This is a genomic window from Synechococcus sp. Nb3U1, from assembly GCF_021533835.1.
Classification (GTDB): Bacteria; Cyanobacteriota; Cyanobacteriia; order Thermostichales; family Thermostichaceae; genus Thermostichus.
In genome coordinates, this window is record NZ_JAKFYQ010000001.1 from 956,785 (window position 1) to 978,002 (window position 21,218).

At 54.4% G+C, this 21,218-nt stretch carries 18 protein-coding genes; 12 read left to right on the forward strand and 6 right to left on the reverse strand.

Annotated features, from left to right (window positions below):
• Nucleotides 1-36: 36 nt before the first annotated feature.
• Nucleotides 37-1,443, forward strand: coding sequence for an FAD-binding oxidoreductase (locus L1047_RS04360; RefSeq protein ID WP_235277606.1), 1,407 nt, complete (start codon nucleotides 37-39; stop codon nucleotides 1,441-1,443).
• 15 nt (nucleotides 1,444-1,458) lie between these two features.
• Here L1047_RS04360 and gcvH read toward each other — a convergent pair whose 3' ends face one another.
• Both gcvH and L1047_RS04370 read right to left on the reverse strand, forming a co-directional pair.
• Nucleotides 1,459-1,848: a glycine cleavage system protein GcvH gene (gene gcvH, locus L1047_RS04365; protein WP_235277607.1), complete on the reverse strand. Its 390-nt coding sequence runs from the start codon at nucleotides 1,846-1,848 to the stop codon at nucleotides 1,459-1,461.
• A 74-nt stretch (nucleotides 1,849-1,922) separates the two neighbouring features.
• Nucleotides 1,923-2,852, reverse strand: a complete 930-nt coding sequence (locus L1047_RS04370) for an alpha/beta fold hydrolase (protein WP_328286027.1) — start codon at nucleotides 2,850-2,852, stop codon at nucleotides 1,923-1,925.
• A 125-nt stretch (nucleotides 2,853-2,977) separates the two neighbouring features.
• Between L1047_RS04370 and L1047_RS04375 the strand changes: the two genes are divergently transcribed.
• On the forward strand, nucleotides 2,978-3,910 hold the full coding sequence (locus L1047_RS04375) for an NAD(P)H-dependent glycerol-3-phosphate dehydrogenase (RefSeq protein WP_235278860.1): 933 nt from the start codon (nucleotides 2,978-2,980) through the stop codon (nucleotides 3,908-3,910).
• 242 nt (nucleotides 3,911-4,152) lie between these two features.
• Entirely contained in the window at nucleotides 4,153-4,518 is a 366-nt protein-coding gene (locus L1047_RS04380; protein ID WP_235277608.1) for a response regulator, read from the forward strand.
• Between the two features lie 44 nt (nucleotides 4,519-4,562).
• Here the strand turns inward: L1047_RS04380 and L1047_RS04385 are convergent, their stop codons facing one another.
• On the reverse strand, nucleotides 4,563-5,630 hold the full coding sequence (locus L1047_RS04385; RefSeq protein WP_235277609.1) for a VOC family protein: 1,068 nt from the start codon (nucleotides 5,628-5,630) through the stop codon (nucleotides 4,563-4,565).
• A gap of 493 nt (nucleotides 5,631-6,123) precedes the next feature.
• Between L1047_RS04385 and L1047_RS04390 the strand changes: the two genes are divergently transcribed.
• The 9 genes from L1047_RS04390 (at nucleotide 6,124) to ispE (ending at nucleotide 18,543) form a co-directional block, all read left to right on the forward strand.
• The gene (locus L1047_RS04390; RefSeq protein ID WP_235277611.1) at nucleotides 6,124-7,980 is read left to right on the forward strand and encodes a 2OG-Fe(II) oxygenase; all 1,857 of its coding nucleotides are present in this window, start codon (nucleotides 6,124-6,126) and stop codon (nucleotides 7,978-7,980) included.
• 45 nt (nucleotides 7,981-8,025) lie between these two features.
• Nucleotides 8,026-9,891 (forward strand): hypothetical protein, encoded by a 1,866-nt coding sequence (locus L1047_RS04395; protein ID WP_235277612.1) that lies wholly within the window; start codon nucleotides 8,026-8,028, stop codon nucleotides 9,889-9,891.
• Entirely contained in the window at nucleotides 9,888-11,000 is a 1,113-nt protein-coding gene (locus tag L1047_RS04400; RefSeq protein WP_235277614.1) for a quinone oxidoreductase family protein, read from the forward strand. The genes L1047_RS04395 and L1047_RS04400 overlap by 4 nt, the downstream gene beginning before the upstream one ends.
• Before the next feature lie 56 nt (nucleotides 11,001-11,056).
• A complete protein-coding gene (locus L1047_RS04405) occupies nucleotides 11,057-12,511 on the forward strand; it encodes an MBL fold metallo-hydrolase (RefSeq protein ID WP_235277616.1) in 1,455 nt (484 codons plus the stop codon).
• Nucleotides 12,512-12,515: 4 nt separating this feature from the next.
• Nucleotides 12,516-13,712 carry a cupin domain-containing protein gene (locus tag L1047_RS04410; protein WP_235277618.1) on the forward strand — a complete coding sequence of 399 codons (1,197 nt, stop codon included), beginning with the start codon at nucleotides 12,516-12,518 and terminating at the stop codon, nucleotides 13,710-13,712.
• 234 nt (nucleotides 13,713-13,946) lie between these two features.
• On the forward strand, nucleotides 13,947-14,762 hold the full coding sequence (locus L1047_RS04415; RefSeq protein WP_235277619.1) for an FHA domain-containing protein: 816 nt from the start codon (nucleotides 13,947-13,949) through the stop codon (nucleotides 14,760-14,762).
• A 76-nt stretch (nucleotides 14,763-14,838) separates the two neighbouring features.
• Nucleotides 14,839-16,875, forward strand: a complete 2,037-nt coding sequence (locus tag L1047_RS04420) for an FHA domain-containing protein (protein WP_235277620.1) — start codon at nucleotides 14,839-14,841, stop codon at nucleotides 16,873-16,875.
• Between the two features lie 115 nt (nucleotides 16,876-16,990).
• A complete protein-coding gene (locus L1047_RS04425) occupies nucleotides 16,991-17,443 on the forward strand; it encodes a hypothetical protein (protein WP_235277621.1) in 453 nt (150 codons plus the stop codon).
• 164 nt (nucleotides 17,444-17,607) lie between these two features.
• Nucleotides 17,608-18,543: a 4-(cytidine 5'-diphospho)-2-C-methyl-D-erythritol kinase gene (ispE, locus tag L1047_RS04430; protein WP_235277622.1), complete on the forward strand. Its 936-nt coding sequence runs from the start codon at nucleotides 17,608-17,610 to the stop codon at nucleotides 18,541-18,543.
• A gap of 31 nt (nucleotides 18,544-18,574) precedes the next feature.
• Here the strand turns inward: ispE and phnE are convergent, their stop codons facing one another.
• The 3 genes from phnE to L1047_RS04445 all read right to left on the reverse strand — a co-directional run bounded on the left by phnE (nucleotide 18,575) and on the right by L1047_RS04445 (nucleotide 21,067).
• Nucleotides 18,575-19,369, reverse strand: coding sequence for a phosphonate ABC transporter, permease protein PhnE (phnE, locus tag L1047_RS04435; RefSeq protein ID WP_235277623.1), 795 nt, complete (start codon nucleotides 19,367-19,369; stop codon nucleotides 18,575-18,577).
• Nucleotides 19,369-20,142, reverse strand: coding sequence for a phosphonate ABC transporter ATP-binding protein (gene phnC / locus L1047_RS04440; RefSeq protein WP_235277624.1), 774 nt, complete (start codon nucleotides 20,140-20,142; stop codon nucleotides 19,369-19,371). Before phnC ends, phnE begins: the two co-directional genes overlap by 1 nt.
• Nucleotides 20,143-20,203: 61 nt before the next feature.
• Nucleotides 20,204-21,067, reverse strand: coding sequence for a phosphate/phosphite/phosphonate ABC transporter substrate-binding protein (locus L1047_RS04445; protein WP_235277625.1), 864 nt, complete (start codon nucleotides 21,065-21,067; stop codon nucleotides 20,204-20,206).
• Between the last annotated feature and the right edge of the window lie 151 nt (nucleotides 21,068-21,218).

Consider the following 21,218-nt stretch of genomic DNA (forward strand, 5'->3'; position numbering starts at 1 on the left):
TTTGCAACCAAAAACTGACATTCACGGTGGGATTCTATGACTACAGGACTTTGTCCCGCAGACTTCAAGCCCTCTGAGCGCTCTACGGCTCTGGCCGCCCTGAGGGAGGAGCTAGAAGGGATCCCGTCCACCACCGATCCGCAGCAGTTGAGCAAGCTCTCCATCGACTGGCACACCTTCAGCCCGGTCTTGAGCAATAAACTGGCCGGCAAGCGGGCGGATATTGCCTATTTTCCCACCTGTGAGGCCGAGGTGATTCGCATCATCCAAGCCTGTGTCCGTCATCGGATCCCGCTCACCCCCCGTGGCGCCGGTACGGGCAACTACGGACAAGCCGTGCCTTTAGAAGGCGGTGTGCTGCTGGATATGACCCGGATGCAGTTGATCCTCTGGACAAAAGGGGGAATCATGCGGGTGCAACCGGGGGCCAAGCTGATGGCCATGGAAAAAGAAGCCCGCAAAACTGGCTGGGAAGTGCGCATGGCTCCTTCTACGTTTCGGACGGCCACAGTGGGGGGGTTTATCTCCGGCGGGTTTGGCGGCATTGGATCTATCATCTACGGGGTACTGCGGGAGCGGGGCAATATCCTCGGCCTGCGGGTGGTGACCATGGAAGCAGAGCCGCAAATCTTGGAGCTACGCGGGGAAGCTGTGCATCAGGTCAGCCACGCTTGGGGGGTCAACGGCATCATCACCGAGATGGAAATGCCGCTGGGGATGGCCTATCCCTGGGCGGAGTGCATCGTGGTTTTTGAGGACTTCCTGCAGTCGGCTCGCTTCTGTCAGCGGCTGGGAGAGTCGGATGGCATCGTCAAGCGGATGATCAGCCTGCATGCCTGGCCCATCCCCAGTTACTTTGTTGCCCTTAAGTCCTATTTGCCCGAGGGATCCCATGCGGCCCTGCTGCTGATTGCCGAAAACTCCTTGGAGCCGCTGGCGGATTTGGTCAAGGAGTGGGGGGGCCAGATCACCTATACCAAGCCCGCTGCTGAGGCCGGCAAGGGCATCACCCTGATGGAATACGGCTACAACCACACCACTTTGCACGCCCGCACGGCGGATCCCAGCCTCACCTATATCGATTGCCTCTTTCCGGCGGATCCCGACTTGAAAGCGATGAAGTATCTCTACCAAACCTTGAATCCAGAGATGATGATCCACGTCGAGTACCTACGCCTGAACGGCAAGGTCACCGCCCTCGGGGGCCAGTTGGTGCGCTACAGCTCCGAAGCTCGCCTGCGGGAGATCATGCAAATCCATCGGGAGCAAGGGGTGCATGTGCACGATTGCCACGACTTCACCCTCGATAGCCTCCAGAAAAAAGATGCCAGCAACCGCAATGAACAACTGGAACTGAAAAAACGCACGGATCCCTTGGGCTTGCTCAACCCCGGCAAATTAAAAGCTTGGATCGACTGGCAAGCCCAACAAACCACCTCTTAGCGACAGGAACGGCGTTCAGGATCCTTCGACCAAGCTGGCATAGGCCTCGGCGCTGATCATTTCATCGAGATCTTCAGGATTGGCAATGCGCACCTTGAGCAACCAGCCATCCCCGTAGGGATCGTCGGCAATACTTTCTGGGCTATCCACCACTGCAGTGTTCACCGCCACCACTTCCCCTGAAAGAGGGGCATAGAGATCCTCTACAGCCTTCACCGACTCCACCGAGCCAAAACTCTCGCCTTTCTCTAGCGCGGCTCCCTCTTCTGGCAGGCCCACAAAAACGATATCGCCCAACTGATCGACGGCGTAGGCGGTGATGCCAATGACAGCAATATCATCCTCGACGCGGATGTACTCATGGCTATCCACGTAGCGTAGATGGGATGGATATTCCAAGGCCATGCGGGTTCTCCCGATTCAGGATTCAGTGAATCATTCTAGACGGAAAGAGGTTCCACGCCTATCTCACGGAGGTTTCAAAGAAATTCCATCAACAGGCGATTCACGGTTTGTGGAGCCTCCTGCTGGGCCCAGTGCCCACACTCGGGGATGTATTCTTTGCGAATGCCGCTGGGGAAAAACGAGTCCATGCCTTCGGTCAGTTCCCGGCTGAGGGCAAAGTCTTCTTCCCCCCAAATCAACAGGGTAGGGGCGAGGATCTGCCGCATCGGCTCCAAAAATAGGTTCTGCAACGTCGGCAGATTAAAGAGCTGCCGGTAATAGTTGAGGGCGGAGGTGAGCACTTTGGGTTTGGCTAGAGCCTCCTGATAGAGCTGCAGATCGTGACGGGTAAAGGCACTTTTGCGCACGGACGTCTCTTGGAAGATTCTCCGCACCCAATCGGCCAGATCCCGTTGCAGTAGCCACTCCGGCAGCCAGGGCAACTGAAAAAAGAGCATGTACCAACTGCGCCGCACTTGATCTAGGTTGCTGAGAAACTCCCGCCGAAAACAGGCCGGATGGGGAGAGTTGAGAACTGCTAACTTGCGGATTTGCTCTGGGAAAAACTGTGCCCAGTGCCAGGCGATGGCGCCCCCCCAATCGTGGGCGACTACAGAGGCGGTTTTCGCCCCAAAGTAGGTGAGCAGGCCGCGGATATCTTGGGTGAGGGTATCCAGGTCGTAGCCGTGGTCGGGCTTGTCGGAGTCGTTGTAACCGCGCATATCGGGCACCACGACACGGAATCGCTGTGCTAAGACCGGGATTTGGTGCCGCCAGGAATACCAAAACTCGGGGAACCCGTGCAGCAAGATCACCAACTCCCCTTCCCCTTGGGTGACATAGTGCAGTTGAATGCCGTTGGTAACGGCATAACCGTGCTGCCAACTCCCCATTTTGGCCGTCACGTCAGAAGGGAGGCGCAGGATCCCTGCTTCCACCATGTCGTCTGCTCTGAGTCTGAACACATGATTGGGTATCCACCCATACTAACCTTTGCCGTTGTTTTGCTGGACTTGTGGGCCGGTCGCTTGCTTTCTACTTGCTTTCTAGAAGTATGCGGTGAAGGATAACACTGGTGAAGGATAACACTATGGAACGGCTGGCAGCATCAACTCATACCATCGCCATTTTAGGGGCGGGGGCTTGGGGAAGCACACTGGCTATGCTGGCTCAGGCTCAAGGACATCGAGTGCGTGTCTGGGATCGGCGCCGATCTCCAAATTTACTGGCCGTTTTGCCGGGGGCAGAGGTGATCGTTTCGGCGGTGTCGATGGCGGGGGTACGCCCGTTGGCAGAGGCGGTGCGAGAAATCGGGATCCCTTCCCAAGCCATTTTGGTCTCAGCCACCAAGGGATTGGATCCACTGGAGCTGCTGACCCCAACACAAATTTGGCGGGCCACTTTCCCCGAACAAGCGGTGGTGGTGCTATCTGGGCCCAATCTCTCGGTGGAAATCCGCCAGGGCCTGCCTGCTGCCGCCGTGGTTGCCAGCTGGGATCCCTGGGCCGCCACACAGGTGCAACAGGCCCTTTCTTCGGAACGCTTTCGCCTCTACACCAGCAGCGATCCGATCGGGGTGGAGTTGGGGGGCACCCTGAAAAATGTGATTGCCATTGCTGTGGGGGTATGTGATGGGCTGCAGCTGGGTACCAATGCTCGCTCGGCCCTGGTAACTCGGGGGTTGGCGGAGATGATCCGGGTGGGATCCCGGTTGGGGGCACGGCCCGAAACCTTTAATGGCCTCTCGGGGTTGGGAGATTTGCTGGCCACCTGTCATAGCCCCCTCAGCCGCAACTACCGCGTTGGTCACGGGTTGGGGCAAGGGAAACCCCTAGGGCAGGTGTTGGCCGATATCGAGGGTACCGCCGAAGGGATCCACACCACCCCCGTTTTGCTGAAGATTGCCGCCCAGCACGGGATCCCGGTGCCCATCACCCAAGAGGTGCAGTTGTTGTTGCAGGGGCAGACTACCCCCCCAGCCGCCCTGGCCCGACTCATGGAACGGCAACTTAAATCGGAATAGAGTTCGGAATAGAGTGACGTACTCATCCGTAGATGCACGGGTATGCGAGTAGATTCCGCGCATTCGCGACTCGTGGGATCCCGCAAGTGAGCAATTTGGCGGAGGTTTCCACCCCAGAGATTTCCCTATACTTTCACTATCGGCTTGGATCCCTTGCTTTAGCAGGGTTAAAAGAGCTGTGTAGACGGCCTGACCGCGAGTTCCATTTTGTTTTTTTGCAAGGGGTAGTTCACCTTCTGCTTATGTCTAAACGAATTTTGGTGATCGAAGACGAACAGCCGATCCGCACCTATCTGCAAAAGCTGTTGCGACGGGCCGGATACGATACCATTGCTGCCACCGATGGCGAAGAAGGATTGAGCTTGGTGCGCTCTCTGCTACCTGATCTGGTGTTGTGCGATGTGGTGATGCCCAAGCTGAACGGCTATGGGGTACTCGATGCCCTGAGGCGGGATCGGGCCACTGCCCACATTCCTTTTGTGTTTCTCTCCTCCAAAACCAGCTGCGAAGACATCGAACAGGGACTGCGCCTGGGTTCTAGTGCTTACCTAACGAAGCCGATTGAACAAACTCATTTGTTGGGAACCATTGCGGCTCATTTGGTTTAGTCTTTTGGTTTAGCCTTAAGGACTCTGAGCACATCTAGCTGAGATCAGTGTGGGGCAAGCGTTTGTTGCTGCCGCTGTAGTTGTTGCTGTTCTAGGGCTTCAAACAGAGCCTGAAAATTGCCTTCGCCAAATCCGGTGGCTCCCCCCAGCCGTTGGATGATCTCAAAGAAAAAAGTTGGCTTTTCAAACAAAGGTTGGGTGAAGGTTTGCAGCAACAGCGGCGCAGAGTGAGGATCAGCAGCAGGCAACGTAGAATCCAGTAGGATCCCCTGTTCTTGCAAATCTGGCCAATGGATCCCGGTAATCTCCTGCAAATCGGGGTACAGCTCCCCTTGGAGCATCGAGTAATATCCTTCGGGCACCCGCAAAAATTCCACCCCACCCTGACGTAGCTGACGCAAACTACGGAGAATATCAGGGCTATGTAGCGCTACATGTTGTATGCCGGGGCCTGGATAAGCATCCAAAAATTCTTGAATTTGCGAGGTCGCGGACGTAGGCTCATTGATGGCCAACTGGATCCCGACTTGCGGATCTCCTACCACCCAACTTTCTAACCCGGAGTGATCGGTGCCAACGCTGTAACGGTAAAGGCGCTCCCAGCCCAGCACCTGACTGTACCAATCTGCCGCCGCCTGCAGGGATCCCTGCTCGACATTCAACACCACATGATCGAGGTGGGAAAACAACCGCGAGGGATGCGGATGGGCTGGAACTGACCCTGGGATCAAAGAATGCCTGATTCCATAGGGAGTGAGCAGACACAAACCCGGTGAGGGACTTTCTGTTTCGTCCGTGCTCCAATCTAGCGCTGCACCCCGTCCGCGCAGAAGCTCCGCCAAGTCTGCCCCATCCTGCCTATCCATCGCCAAGGCCACATCCACAATGCCGGGAGAATGCTGCTGCAAATAGCGATCCACCTCATCCCCAACATGGGCAGGCTGAGAAAGGCGTAAGCGAATTGATCCCTGGCACAGATCAAGCGTGTGGGGGGCTTGTCGCTCAATTTGAAACCCCCAAACCCGACAAAACTGCTCCCGCCAGTAGGGCAGATCCCAGAGATAAAAGTGCAGGTGATGGATCCCTTGGATCCCACTTACGGATTGGTTCATCGCCGCCACACCTGATCTCTCCACTAGGCACAGTTGCCTTCTCTTCCTCAGGATAGGCTTGCAATGGGAGAGAGGAACACAAGCATTGTTCCGGGAAACCGCCGCAACAGCTGTATCCCTGCTGAAAAGGGCAGGGATACAAAAAGATCCAGGAAAGGCCCTGAGACCTTATACCCCCTGAGATCCTTTCGTGCCAGAAAGAACCATAGTTAGGGTTGACACACTCCTACCTCAAGAATTTGTTAATTCAAACAAAGAGATTGAGAAAAACCCGCACTCGCCATGTTAGATCTACTGCCAGTCAATGCACGGTTATGACTCTCTTCCTTCCGGCCATGAGTCTGAGCTGATGCCAGCTCATTCGCTCGTCCCCCGTAGAGGGGGTGCAGGGATCCCAGCTCCGCACGGATTTCGCCTTCCCTGAACAGGATCTGGAGATGGATATCGAGAAAAGCCGTAGGGCTGAGTGGGGAAAAAGAGGTCAGGAGCGTTTATGGTCAGCACCAGCATCCCTGTAGTTAAGGCAGATCGCCGGCCGCGATATCCCCTCAGCGAACATTTGCAGGTGATTCAGCCTTCAGTTCCGGTTGAACTATTGGATGCAGAGTCTTGGCAAGGGATCCAAGCGATCGCCCAATTGCTCCCTGCTTCTTTGACCAACTTTTTTGGCTTTGAATGTCGGTTGGGGATCCCTGAGGCAGCGGGAGATTTTCTGATCTGTCTGGATGCTAAAGAAGCGGGCCGTAATACCTTGGCTTCCGCAGAGTATGGGGCCAGCCTGTTGCAATCGGAGCCGATTTGGCAGCGGATCCATCAATTGGGTCAACATTGGCAGTCAGCGGGATCCCTCTTGTCAGAGCGGGTTCACAACATATGGCTGGAGTTTGATGTGGAGCGGTCGGGGCCTGTTTCCACGCCTTTGCCCAGCTGTTTTATCGGCTCGTTGCCCATTTACGGGAACCCCGTCGAGGGGGACGAAATTCACCATTGGCTCCTTAACGAACCCCTGACCCTACTCCGAGGAGAAGCTCTGCCCACCTCCGTGCAAGCGACGGTGTTGCGCTGTCTACAAGCTCTGCCCATTGGGGCCTATGTATTTCAGGTCGGGTTGATGTTGGCTCGCCGCAACGATTGGGTACGCCTGTGTATACGCGATATTGACCCCGATCAAATCCTCACTTATCTGGATACCATCGGTTGGCCCGGATCTTTGGCGGGCTTAGAGCAGTTGCTAAATCAACTGGAGCCAACAGTCGATCGGATTGACCTGGATTTGGACGTGGAGGGATCCATTGGGCCAAAGCTGGGCTTAGAGTGCTACTTAATTGGCCAACCGGCGCGGGATCCCCGTTGGAGCCATTTTCTGGACAGTTTGGTGGCCCTAGGTCTCTGTCTCCCCCAGAAACGAGAGGCACTGCTGCGTTATCCCGGCTATGTACGAGAACGCCACTATCCTGAAACGTGGCCGCACCCTTTACAAAAGTTATCCCAATTGTTGGGGCCCGATTGTGAGAGCGTGTTTTATCGCGGTTTGCACCACATCAAGGTGGTCTACCGAGGGGAACAAGTCCTGGAGGCCAAAGCTTACTTGGCTGTCAGTCAGCAGGTTCTCAACCTCAGTGCTGCCCGCAAAACCCTTACGAGCCAAGGATCCCAGGCAATACTTTCTACTTCTAAAGCTACTTCTAAAGGCGAACGGCAACCGGCTTCCCCAACCCCTGGATTCACGCCCCCTTTCCAAATTTATAATTTTTTCTCGGCGACCGAAGCAGAGCAGCTTTTGACCTACAGCCTGGAGCAAGAGGCAGCTTTTGAACCCAGCCAAGGCCAAACCTACGGCACTGAAGACGAACAGTCTCAAGAGGATCGCAACTACCGCTTCTCTTGGGTTTTGGAAACGATTCAGCCCAAAGTGGAAAACCAGATCCGGCAGGCGGTACGAGCCGCTTTGCCCCAAGCCTTGGCGGAATTGGGGATGGATCTCTTTGAGCCTGCCCACATCGAAGTACAACTCACCGCCCACAATCACGGCCACTACTTTAAGTTGCACAACGACAATGGCAGCGAAGTCACGGCCCGCCGTACCCTTACTTTTGTCTACTATTTTTCCCGGCAACCGCAGCCTTTCTTGGGAGGGGAACTGCGGGTCTATCCCGGGGCCGCTGCCAAAGTGGGCGCGGATAGAGGTTTAACCTTGCTCCAGCCACATCTCTACACCCCTATCCAACCTCGCCACAACAGCATTGTCTTTTTTCCCAGCCAGCTTTGGCATGAGGTACGTCGCGTTCGCTGCCCCTCCCGAGTCTTTGCCGACAGTCGCTTTACCTTTAATGGCTGGGTTTACCGCTAGGTTCGTTTGAGTTTGTAGCCTGTTTCACCACTTTTGAGGGATCCGATGCAAATCAGCCAAATCCTCCGCCAACTGCCTGCCGATCTGGAATGGATGGTGCTCTTTGACCTCGCAGCGGTGCGGCAACTGGCTTCCGATGAGGTGGTGCGGGCCATGTACTTTCTGCCGGAAGATCTGGATTTGGATCCCTTTAGTCATGTCATCCTCAGCAGCGAAGGGAGGCTCCTGGCCCCTCAAGCCGTCGGGCCATTACGGGAAGCTGAAACCGGTGCGCCGACTTCCCTGTCTGGGATCCCGCTGAGTCTGGGGGAGCAGTTTGCCGAGCGGCTGGCCTGGGTGCCTGTCGATGAAGCCGATTGCCTCGGTCTGGGAGAACAGCTCCCTTATGCCCCGGTGCTGCTGCACCTGCGGCTTGCACAAGGGGTGGGCCAAGCTCAGGCCATTTTTGACCAAGCCCCCAGCCAAGAGCATTACGAGCTGCTGCGAGCGGTGGGGGTAGAGTATCTGGGTGGGGATCCCCATCCCAAGGGCTATGTGGCCCATTTCCGTAATCGCCTGCCCGTCCACATCCACACCGGCATCCTCTCCCACTTCGAGCGCACCACCCATTGCAACCAGTTTTTCTTACAACATGGGCAGATTGATCCGATTTTGGAAGCCGGTTTGTTGGAGGCTACGACTCGTCGCATGGGTTGGGGACAACGACAGGGATCCCAGGCAGTGCAGGCATTGGCTGTGCGGGTGGTGCAACAGCCGGAAGTGCCTTTGTCAATGCGTTGCCAGCCCCCTTTGCCGGATCGTCCTTTTGATTATGGGGATTTGGTGCCCCTGGGTTTCTTGCTACGTGCCCTGAAGACAACCAATCCCGAGTTTTCCGGCCCTTTGCAAGCTCATTTACAAGAGCGGCGCAAGGAGGATCTGTGGGCGTTTCATTCCGGTCGCTTGATTACGGCCACCGATTCAGCCTTGGTGATGTTGGGCTATTCGGATCGGGCTGGAGCAGAGGCCCTAGAGCGATTTGCCGACCCGGATGGGGGCTATGTTCCGCAACAGTGGAGATCCAGCCGCGAACAGGATACGCTTACACAAGCTGCGAAGCAGCATCAAATGTTGCTGGAAGAGGATTGTCGCCATTGGTGTCAGGCGGATTTTGCTACCACCTGTTTGGTACGGGCTTGGCAACGGCAGTGGGATCTTGAGAACACTTCTCTTTCCTATTTGCAGACCCATTTTGGGGAGCGCTCAGGGCTGTATTTTGCCAACCCGTATCTAGTGGACTGGGCCTTGGCTCTGGCTCTGGCAGAGGATCCGACCCCAGAAGCTGCTCTGTTACGGGAGCAATTGCAGGCAGAATTGTTGGCTAGCCAGCAACCGGACTACAGCTTTGGCACCTTTGATCCAGCTCTCTCCACGGCTCTAGGGATCCTCAGCTTGACGGCCTTGGGAGTGCGGGATCGGCGGGTACGCATGGCTCAGCTGCGCTTGGTGGATTGGATGAACCCACAGGGTTACTGGCCCGTTTCCGCACCCTTCTACTCCAGTTTGCGGTTGGATCCCCAGGAGTCACCGCCTTTGCCCTATCGCCTGCTGTTGAATCGGATCCCGGCCAAGGGGGACTCTCCCGCCCTGAAATTGGTGCGCTCCGTAGCCGATGAGTACCACGGCATTTCCCTGTACTGGGATCAACATCGTATGATCGGCACTGCTCTGGCCGTCTTGGCTCTTGCCCAGCCCACCGACGGTGAACGGATGGATCCCTCAACTCCTGCAGATCCCCATCCCCGCTATCGCTGCGCCGATCCAACCGAATACATCGCCCGCTGTGCTCTGCCCCCCTATGTTAGCTCAGCACGACTGGGATTGGTTGCTTCAGGAGCCCACTTATCGCGTCAGCGGGACGGAGCCCTATGAAAACCATCGCCATCTGTGGCCGCAATGTCCAAGCGCTGATCCAGCCCCCCAGCTATGTTCAGGAACTCACGGTCGAAGGGGTGACCGTGTATTGTGGGTTGATTCACTCGGATCCCCCGAAATTTGACCCTCAGGCAGAAGTCCACTCCGTCTTGATTCGGGTGCGCGCTTTTTCCTGCAACTACCGGGACAAAGCACTGTTGCTCATGCATACGCTGCAATCGCCCCCTTCTCGTTTTGCCTCGATTGGCTCGGAGTTTGTGGCGGAGGTGATCGAGGTGGGATCCGCAGTGATGGATCTGCGACCGGGGGATCGGGTGATCGGCAACAACAGCTACCCCGATTCGGGTGTACCGGGTTTGCCACCAGGGATCCCCACCAACCGGGGTTCCAAAGAATATCGGGTGCTGCATCGGGCCAAGCTGATCCGGATCCCAGACATGATGTCCGACGCTGTAGCCGCCGCCTTCAGCATTGGGGCGCAAACCACCTACAGCATGATCCGGCGCTTGCAATTATCTCCCGGGGCAAAAGTGTTGGTGACGGCAGCCCGTTCCAATACCTCGCTTTTTGCCATCAATGCCCTACAGCTACATCCGGTGCGGGTTTTCGCCCTCACCACCTCAGATCGATTTGCCGAACAGATTCAGGCGTTAGGAGTCGAGCAGGTGTTGGTTTTACCCGGATCGGATGTCAACTCCTGGGAAGAGATCAGGAACTTTAGCCAAACTATCGGTGGGTTTGATGCCGTGATTGATCCCTATTTTGATCTCTACATGGGCAAGGTGGTACCGCTCATGGCGGCCTGGGGGCGTTACATTACCTGCGGTTTCTACGACCAATACTTGAACCTGCTGGGGCGCGATTTTGAATACTCTGGCCTGTCCTGTCGAGAGATCCTGACACATGTGATGCTCAATAACTATTCCCTCATCGGCAACTGCATCGGCCTGGTGGAGGATCTGGAACGAGCTTTGCAAGACTATGCATCGGCACGGCTGAAGGTGGTGGTGGACTCTGTGTTTACAGAAGATCAGGCGGCTTCCTTTTTTGAGCGAACCTACTGCAGTTCTGATCGGTTTGGGAAAGTGGTTTTGACCTATTCCTAACGTTTTTACCAAACTGGTTTGCTATTCATGGGCTTTTCACGTGAGGATTCTTGGGAATGCATATTCATCTACTTGGACACGCCACCCTATTTATTGAGGCTGCCGATTGTCGCATGCTCATGGATCCGGTGCTGTGGGATCCCTTTTGTGAGGGGTTGAATGCCAGTTGCCCCACCCGCGAGATCGATGTGGATCGAATCCCGGAATATGATGTTTTGGTGATTTCCCATCGTCATCTGGATCACTTTGATCTGCGCTCGCTGGCCTACCTACCCAAGCATGTGGATGTGTTGATCCCCCCCGACAAACTCCTGCGCAACTGCCTCCGACAGATGGGATATTCAAAAATCTATGCTCTACAAGATTTCTCAAAGGTTGTATTGGGTAAAACCACTTTATTGACGACGCGTTCGGAAGTGCGAGTGCCCGAATTTGGGCTGCTTGTTTCGGATCCCTCTGGGGTTTTCTGGAATACCGTTGATACTTTGTTTGCTCCGCCCACCATTCGCAAAGTGTTGGAAACCTATCCCTCCATCGATTTTATGCTCGGCACCTGGCACATCAGCATGGAGGGGGATCAGCAATACAACAAGCCTTTAACATTTCCAACAGAACTGTACGGTCAATTGCTCAGCATTTATGATCTGATCCATCCCAAAACTTTTGCCCCAGGGGCACAGGGCTTTAAGTATATCGGCAGTTCGGCTTGGCAAAATCAGACGGTGTTTCCGACCACCCGTGAGCGCTTGTGTTACGACTTGGCTCAGGTTTTACCCAAGACTCAAATAATCGAAATGAACCCTGGGGATCTTGTTGAGTTAGAAGCTGGCCAAGCTACTCACCACCCTCAAGCCTGTCCCTTCGCCCGCACCTTAGTCGATGACCGCTACCTCCTGGATTTTGCGCCGGTACTGGCGGGATTCGATTGGCGGGATCCCAACCCAGAGGGCTACGACGAATCTTTAATGCTGCAAGAAATTCGTCAAGAAATCGAACAGGAATGGCCAGCCTTCCTGCAAATCCAACAAACGATCTTGTTCAGCGACATGTGGCGTTGGCAGGTGATCTATCAGTTACAAGTGCAGTTTCCCTCAGGGCCACAGTACTGGTTCATCAACTTTGGGCAAGAACCGATTCAGATTCAATCTGGGCGCAATCCATTGGCCAATTTTTTCGTCTTTATCACGGCTTCAATGTTCTACAGTTTGCTGCACCGCATCCGCGATTGGGATTATGTCACCTGTAGTGGAGAATATCGCACCTTTAACAAGGTTTATCGAGTGCATCCTATGGGCACTCTCAAGCCAGATGCGGCGATATTGTTGGATCCCTTGAGCCTGAAGTTATCGAGCGCTTATGTTGCCGAAAACAATATCCACCAAGATCTAGATCGAATTTTACAATCCCCAGATTTTGTAAAAGCGACCCACTCTGAAAGCAGTGATGATAGCTACATGATGAGTTTGGGCAAATCTTTGATCAGAGTACGCAAGAAAAAAGTAGCGGGGTGAACCTATGGCTAGCAACAAACCCTCTCTCGACTATCTCCTTGATCCGATCCCTTTAGAAACCTTTCTCAACGATCATTGGGAGCGGCGACCGCTGTGGGTTTCTGGACGGGATCCCGGCTATTTTCAGCATTTATTCTCGGTTGGGGCCTTAGAAGATATCCTACGTTTTTCTCGGGTTAAGCCCCCTGAAATCAAAGTGGTTCGTGAGCAGCAGGAACTCTTGCCGGAGCGATATCTTAAGCCCACAGGTGAGATCCATCTCAATCAAATCTATAAAGTATTCACAGAAGGTTACACCGTTATTATCAATGGCTTGCAACAATTTAATGCTTCTTTAGCCTTATTCTGTTGCAACCTACAAGCATTTCTATGCCATCGCATTGTTGCGAACTTATATTTTTCACCGCAGGGATCGAAGGCGCTTTTCCCTCACTACGATACCCATGACGTGTTTGTCCTTCAAGTGGAGGGATCCAAGCAATGGTACCTGTATCCACCCCCGCAGCCTGTGCCGCTCCTTAACAGTTTTCAACCGGTCATTCCTTCTGAGCGGTTGGGATCCCCCCTCAAGGAGGTGTACCTACAAGCAGGAGATCTGCTCTACATTCCGCGTGGATTTGTCCACGAGGCAGAAACCCAGACCCAGCCATCCCTACATCTCACCCTAGGGGTTTATCCCTTTCAGTGGCTGGATTTACTCACCTCCGCTTTGACGGCCCTGAGTTTACAGGAGGAATCTTTACGGAAGGCCTTGCCGCCAGGGTTTTTCCGGCTGCCCCCCGATCAATTGGAGGAACACTTTCGGGAACTCTGTCAGCGGCTGGCTCTTCAAACCGATGTAGAAGCGGGGCTATCGCTGCTGATGGATCAATTTATTCGTCAGGCCATCGTCCAACCGGATCACCATTTCGCCCTCATTCCCCACTTGGATCAGGTACAGATCGACACCTGGGTAGCCAAACGAGTGGGCATGCCCTGTCGCATTCTCTCGCAAGGGTTTTCGGTCTCCATTCAGTTCCCTGGTAACACCATCAAGGGGCAAGCCCATTTGGAACCCGCTTTCCAGTACATAGCTGCCGCCATCAGCCCATTCCAAGTCTCAGATCTACCCGAATCCCTCTCAGATGAGGCCAAGATCACTCTGGTTCAGCGACTGATTCGGGGTGGGTTGCTGCGTGTCCATGCGGACTCCTCGGTTTAAGGTTTAGCCAATACAAAATCTGTACGCAGGTTCAATCTCAAGCCATAAAGACACAGCGGTGATCATTAAAACTCACTTCTGGTGATCCGGATCAAAGCAAATCGTTTTCCAAGCCCGTAAATTGAGTTCAGCCAAAAGGTCAATGACAACATTGACAAAAAAGATACCTTCTCCTCTCCCGAACAGGTCATCCGATAGACTGGGGCTGAGAACAGGGCGCGGGGGCAATCAAGCATGGAGGACGAAATCGTGTATCAACTGACGTTGGAATGGACAGAAGCCGATCCGGCTACACAGGCTGCGGAGCACCCTCAGCGCCGCTCGCAAACTCTCTCTTCCGATATGTCCCAACTGGTCACCATCGGACGGGATCCCAATTGTGATGTGGTGCTCAATGACCAGGCTCGCTCTGTTTCTGGCGTCCATGCCGGACTTTATTTTGATCCCAAAAGTTTGAGTTTTCACATCCGCAACCTAACTCGAGATCGTCTGCCACCCAAGCAACCCAATCCAATTTGGGTGAATGGCCAAAAAGTGATCCAAGAAGAACTTTCCATTGCACCCGACAGCCAAATCCAGCTAGGCCGTATGGTTTTAAAGGTGAAATCTATAGAAGCGGTGATAAAAGATCGGGGTGTTACCCTGAGCCGAGGCTCTTTAGATGCCCTCAAAGTCAAGTGTAGCCGTCTGCAAAACCCGCACTACCTACCGCCGGAATATCAGGGCCAAAATTGCCCCTACTGTGGACATTTGGTATTGAGCGCCTCGTTGGTGATCCCCCCTCCAGAACCTGCCAAAGCCCCAAAAACTCCGGCTTCACAGGTAAAACCCAAGGTTGAATCCACCCCCAGTGCTTTACCCCCGCAGCAGGGATCTCCACTCATTTCCCGACTGGATATTCAAATCGACGAGAGCAAACGGGAAAAGCAAGTGAACTCGATTCTAAAAGCCGACTTCTTCCAGAAATTACTGGAAAAATCGAAAAAATATCGGGATCCCGATGGTAACGACATTTCTGATGCCTCAGATCCCCCAAATCGCTCCAAGTAAAGACAAAAAGTTTCGGTTGAGCCAGGAATTCCTTCGGTCAAGAGAAAATGTAAAACTTTGAATCGGGAGTAGAAGGATGCAAATTCAACTGAGCTGGGAAGATCCCATTACAGAGGAACAACAGGAACCGATCTTTCCATTACCTTTTGCTTTCGGGCGGGATCTCACCCAATTGCCCAGTGAATGGCAGGGGAAAGAAGTATCCCGAGCTGTATTCACCAGTCAAGAAATTTCTCGCTACCACGCCCTCATCTATCGTAGCGAAGATGGACAGGTGATCTACGAAGATCGCAGTGCCAACGGCAGCCGCATCAACGGCGAAAAAATCCGGCAGGCACGCCAGGTGCTCAAAGGGGGAGAAGTGGTGCAGTTTGGCCCCTACAGCATCACCGTCAGTTTGGTGCCATCTGAGGATGAGGATCCCGGCGTGACACTCTTAACCAGTGCCCACCGAGGAACTCGTACTCTCTTGCTAGAACCGCCAACGGATCTGATTCACCCAAACACCCGCACCAACATCGAAATTCCCCCGCCCTCCACAATTGTTTTTGCCCCAGAGCAGCCCGCCGATTCCCGTTCTGCTGGTGAGTTTCCACCCCCACATCTCTTTCAGGCGGAGCAAATTTCCCTCAGTGCGCTTCAAGCCACAGGATTGCCTGTAGAAGAGGTGGAGTACCTAGCCTTAGGTGGCGGCATGGGTAGCTTCGTGTGGGTAGATACCCTTCGCATTCACGGGGTCAAACCGGAACAGATTCGGGTGATTAGCATCGCCAAAAAACCCTACGAACGGTACGATCGGCTGCTGAACAATTGCCAAATTCCCCGTTGGAAACGCATTCGTTCTGGGTCGGATTCCTGTCCTGACAACATTTGGGGTTGGCCGGGTTATGCCCTGCGGGACGCTTGGCGTTCCTTTTTTTCGGGTCGTGTTTTGGAGGCTTTGGGCTTTTTGTGGCAGGTCTTTAGCGAGCCCCTCTTGGCCGACACCTATACACCACGGGCTGGGGATGTTTTTGCCTCCATGGATCGAGAAGCGGCCCGAATTAGCTGGGATCAAATGCTGCGCTACGGCCATATTCGCGCCATCCGCAAAACCGAAGATGGTCGATATGTGGTGGCCTATTCCGCAACCCGACCTGGCCATACGGATCACCGTTTTATGGTGGCCAAGTACTTACATTTGGCAACTGGCTATCCTGCCATCAAGTTGCTCAATGACCTACAAGAGTTTCGAGAACAAACAGGGGATCTCAAATCGGTGGTGCACGGCTACGAACCTCATCCGCACATCTACGAATATCTGGAAAAACATGGCGGTACCATTTTGATTCGGGGGTTTGGTATCGTCGCCTCACAGGTGATGGATCGGATCTATGAGGCTCGTAAAATTAACCCTCGCATCTCGGTGGTGCACTTGAGTCGTTCCCCAAAAAGCGGCAATCGCTTTGGACGGGCCAAACGGGCGGTGGATAACCATTGGGAGTTTCAACCCTACAACTGGCCCAAGGGCACTTGGGGGGGAGATCTGCGCGCCAAGTTGGAGGCTGCTACCCCGCTGGAGCGACGGGAGTTGCTAGAAGTGTGGGGGGGCACTACAACGGCCAGTCGACGCAAATGGCGGCGGACGGTTCGGCAAGGGTTACGGGAGGGTTGGTATTCGATCGTGTTTGGCAAGGTGGAATCGGTGGTGCTCAGCGATAAGGGCAAGCCGATCACCTACATTCAGGGTACCCACAACAACACGCAAATGAAAGTTGAGGCGGATTTTGTCATCGACTGCACCGGTTTGGTTTCGGATCCCATGACCAATCCTCTGCTAAACGATCTGATCACTCGCTACAATCTGCCCCTCAACCCCCACGGGCGACTGCACGTCTCTAATGATTTTGAGCTGGTGGAAATGCGCAATCGGGATGGGCGGATGTATGCTGCCGGGATTATTACCTTGGGTGGCCCCTACGCGCCGGTGGATACCTTTTTGGGCTTGCAATACTGTGCTCATCGTTCGGCAGAGCATTTGGTGCGGGTACGAGCACCGGGCATGAAAACCTTGGAGGGAATTGGATCCCTGTGGCAATGGTGCAAATGGGCTTTGAACATTAGCCCTTCTTAATTCTATTTATTCTTCTATTTCCTGGATTTCTGGATCCTGTTCAATTTTTATTCTATAGGTTTTATCCTATAGGTGCTATGGATTGGAACCTTGAAGCCTATCGATGGAGGGAGACATGACTCCAACTCTAATTGGCCGTTGGCAAACCCGTGTTTTTCTGTTATCCACTGTTGGGGTTTTGGTGACTTTACCCTTCTATTTCGGGCTAACTGGACACGGAGGCAGCTTTATCTATTTTTGGGTGCTGCTCTACGTGGGTCTGTTCGGCTGCATTTGGGATGTGGTTTACAACTACCTGCTGGGGTGGATGTGGGATCACGATTGGCCGGGGATCCTCCAGCTTTTGGCTGGCATTTGGGAAGGCTTGTTTTTGGGTACTGTGCTCACATTCATGGGCCTGCCCTATATTCCAACTCAACGGTTTTATCTGGGGGATTTCATTTTCCATTACAGTGTGGTCTGGGTTTGCATCTATCTCAGTGCTTGGGTGGTGATGCGCATTTTGTTTCCCCGTTGGCGGTTTCGGGGTGGGGAGTGGTTGGGCAAATGGCCGTATTCCCGTGGCTAGGCTCGGCAGGTGAAAAGGGGATCCCGTCAGCAGGGGATCCATTGCCGTTAGAATCAGGCTGGAATTGCTCCATGGACAAGTCTGTGTCTGAGTTGATGTATGCAGGCTGAGGGGAGCGATGACTCGTTAATCCCAAACCCCTTACCTGCGCGGTGCCTCACCCCATGCAAGCCTGTACTCTGATTGCTCGCGCCAAAATCAATCTCTACCTGGAAATTCTTGGATCCCGTCCGGATGGGTATTCAGAGGTAGCGATGGTGCTGCAGAGCATTCACCTGGCGGATCGGGTGCAGTTGAAACGCCGCCATCACGGGATCCACCTCAGGTGTGATCACCCCGAAGTACCGACAGATGTCAACAACCTTGCCTACAAAGCGGCTGAGCTGTTGCAAAAAGAATGCCACTCCTCGGCTGGGGTCGAGATTCACATCGAAAAGCACATTCCGGTGGCAGCCGGCTTAGCTGGCGGCTCGGCCAATGCGGCGGCGGTGTTGGTGGGGATGAACCAACTGTGGGGATTGGGCCTAACGGTGGGAGATTTGCAGAGCTTAGCCTCTCGGCTGGGATCCGATATTCCCTTTTGTGTGCAGGGGGGAACCCAACTGGCCACCGGGCGAGGAGAAATTCTAGAACCGCTGGCGGATTGGGAGGGGATCCCTTTGTTGCTGGCCAAACCCAGACATTTGGGAGTTTCCACCGCCTGGGCCTACCAGGCCTTCCGGTCACTGCAAGAGGATAGCACCTCGGGTTCTCAGCCCTATGACACGGTTTCTAGCCTGCCCCAGGTGTTGGTGGCCTTTGACCGTCAGGATCCGCAAGCTTTGGCGAACAGTTTGCGCAATGACCTAGAAAAACCTGTGCTGGCCACATATACCCTTGTGGGGGAATTACGAAGTGCCCTGCGCTCAGCGGGGGCCCTTGGATCCCTGATGTCCGGATCAGGGCCAACAGTCTTTGGGATCATGCCCAGCTTGGAACAAGCCTCTCAAACGCGGGACACCTTGCGGCGACAGTTTCAGGATGTGGATTTTTGGGTGACTCAATCAGCTCCCACCGGCATCCTCCTGGAGCCGGATCCCCAAAGCCTTAGCCTCAGCTAGAGCGTGGGCCAGATCCATGGGCTAGATCAATCTAGATCAATTTGGAACGGGCATAGCTGGAGACCGCATCGATCAGCAGCACCACCCCAAATACGATCAAAATCAAGACAGCAGTGCCGCGGTAGTCGAAAAAACTCAGGTAGGTGCGCAGCAGTTGACCGATGCCACCCGCACCCACAAACCCCAGAACGGTGGAGGCCCGCACGTTGATCTCGAAAATGTACAGTACGTAAGAGGCCATGGTGGCGGCAATTTGCGGCACCACACCGTAGATGATCTGCTGAATGCGCCCAGCACCCACCGCTTGCAAAGCCTCCAAAGGGCCAGGATCGATGGCTTCGACGGTTTCGCTACCCAGCTTGGCCAGTACCGAAGCGGTAAAAATGACGATCGCCACCACCCCCGGCAACGGCCCAAAGGAGAGGATCCCGACGCAAATGGCGGCATAGAGTAAATCCGGCACACTGCGCACCAAGGTTAAAAAGCCTCTTACCCCCCACATCACCACTGGATTTGCAGTCGTATTTCGGGATCCCAGAAAAATGAAAGGAATGGCCAGGATCCCACCGAATAAAGTCCCCAAATAGGCGATTTGTAGCGTCTCCAAAAGCGGTTGCCAAATTTCCGGCAGAGCCCGCCAATCGAGGGGCCACATCTTGCCAAAAAAGGCGAAAAAGTCTGGGATCCCTTGAGCCAGTGTCTGTAGGGAGAAGTTGGTGAAATGGGCAGAAACCAAAAACAAAGCCAGAAAAATCGTCCAGGATCCAATGCCAATCAGGCGGGGCAACAATGGGGGTTGGGGTAGGGTTGGAGGGGATCCCGTCATCAGATGGCCTGCCCTAGTAAATCTTTTTCCTTGTCAATAGAGCGGCCATAGATCTCGGTGAAGACTTGATCGCTCGCTTCGGCGGGCGTACCATCGAACACCACCTCCCCCGCCCGCATCCCGATGATCCGATCGGCATAGTCGCGGGCCATGTCGATGAAGTGTAAATTCACCAGCGTTGTAATGCCATCTTCACGGGTAATCCGCTTCAGATCTGCCATGACGGCATTGGCTGTCGGTGGATCCAAGCTGGCCACGGGTTCATCTGCCAGCATCACCTGTGGCTGCTGGGCCAGGGCACGGGCAATCCCCACCCGTTGTTGTTGCCCTCCCGAGAGCGCATCTGCCCGCACATAGGCTTTTTCCGGGATCCCCACCCGCTGCAAACAGGCATGGGCCATGAGCAGATCCGACTTGGAAAAGATCCCCAGCAAACTGGCCAGAGGATTGGCGCTACCCAACCGCCCCGACAACACATTGCGCAGCACCGTGGTGCGTTTCACCAAGTTGTAGGTTTGGAAGATCATGCCGATCCCAGCCCGCATTTTGCGCAGCTCGGCCCCCCGCGCTCGCGTGATGGAGCGGCCCCCCACCCGCACTTCCCCTTTGGAGGGCACCACTAGGTTGTTGATGGTGCGAATCAGAGTAGATTTGCCCGCCCCCGACAGGCCGACGATGACCACAAATTGCCCTTTTGGAATATCAAGGCTGATTCCCTTGAGAGCTTGATACCCATTCGGATAGGTCACTTCTACGCCATCGAAGCTGATCATACTGCTAGGGAAGGGCTAGGAAACAGTCGGGATCCCCGTGAGGATCCCTTTGAGGGTACTCTTAATTGCGGCGGAAGGTACGGGAGACTTCCCGCACAATGTCGTAAGCAGAGGAGTCGATGGGAGCAAAGCCAGTCACGTTGAACAGAGCTTCCGTTAGTTTTTTGCCCTCTTCCGTCTCAGCAATCTCGATCATCGCCGTGGCGATCTGCTCAGACAGACCCTCCGGCAAGCCAGCGCGCACCACCGTACCATCGTTGGGAATATCAGAGGTGTAGCCCAACACACACACCTTCTCGTTCACATCGGGGTGATCGTTGGCGATGGTGGTACGAGCATCCTCAAAAGACGCCGACACATCCACATCGCCGTTGTAAACTGCCAAGACAGAGGCATCGTGAGCACCTACGAAGATCGGCTTCATATCCACATTGGCATCGATGTTGTGCTCATCCCTTAAAAACACGAAGGGAAACTGGTAGCCCGAGGCAGAACTCGGATCGACAAAGGCAATGGTTTTGCCCTTCAAGTCATCAAAGCTATCAATCTCGCCGCCACAGGGAATGTTGAACTGAGAACGATAAGTGGTGGATCCCCGCCGCACTGAGGCCAGGATTACTTTGGCACCATAGCGATCCACTGCTTCCACCAGAGCCGCAGGGCCGAACAGACCAATATCGACTCGGTTGGTACCCACTGCTTCCACCAAGCCGGTGTAGTCTGTAGATACGAAGGTTTCCACCGGGATCCCGATCTTTTCGCTCAGCAATTCGGCAAATGGATCGAGGCTATCGACAATCCTTTCGGCCTCACGGGAAGGCACCATGCCCAGTACCAACTTATCCGGAGTTGATTGAGCAAAGGCTTGGCTACTGGCCAGGATAAGACTCAGGCCGAGACCGTAGGAAAGAGCTTGCTTGATCACAGTTGTTACTCCTATTGAGGGGTGAACGAGGGTTGAGGAATCGTCAGCTCAGCGGCCCCAGCAGGTATATCACACCCATCCAAAAGGGTAAACGAGAACCGCTCAAAACCCGTGTGTTCCCCAACACATCCGGCAGATTCTGCCGCCACCC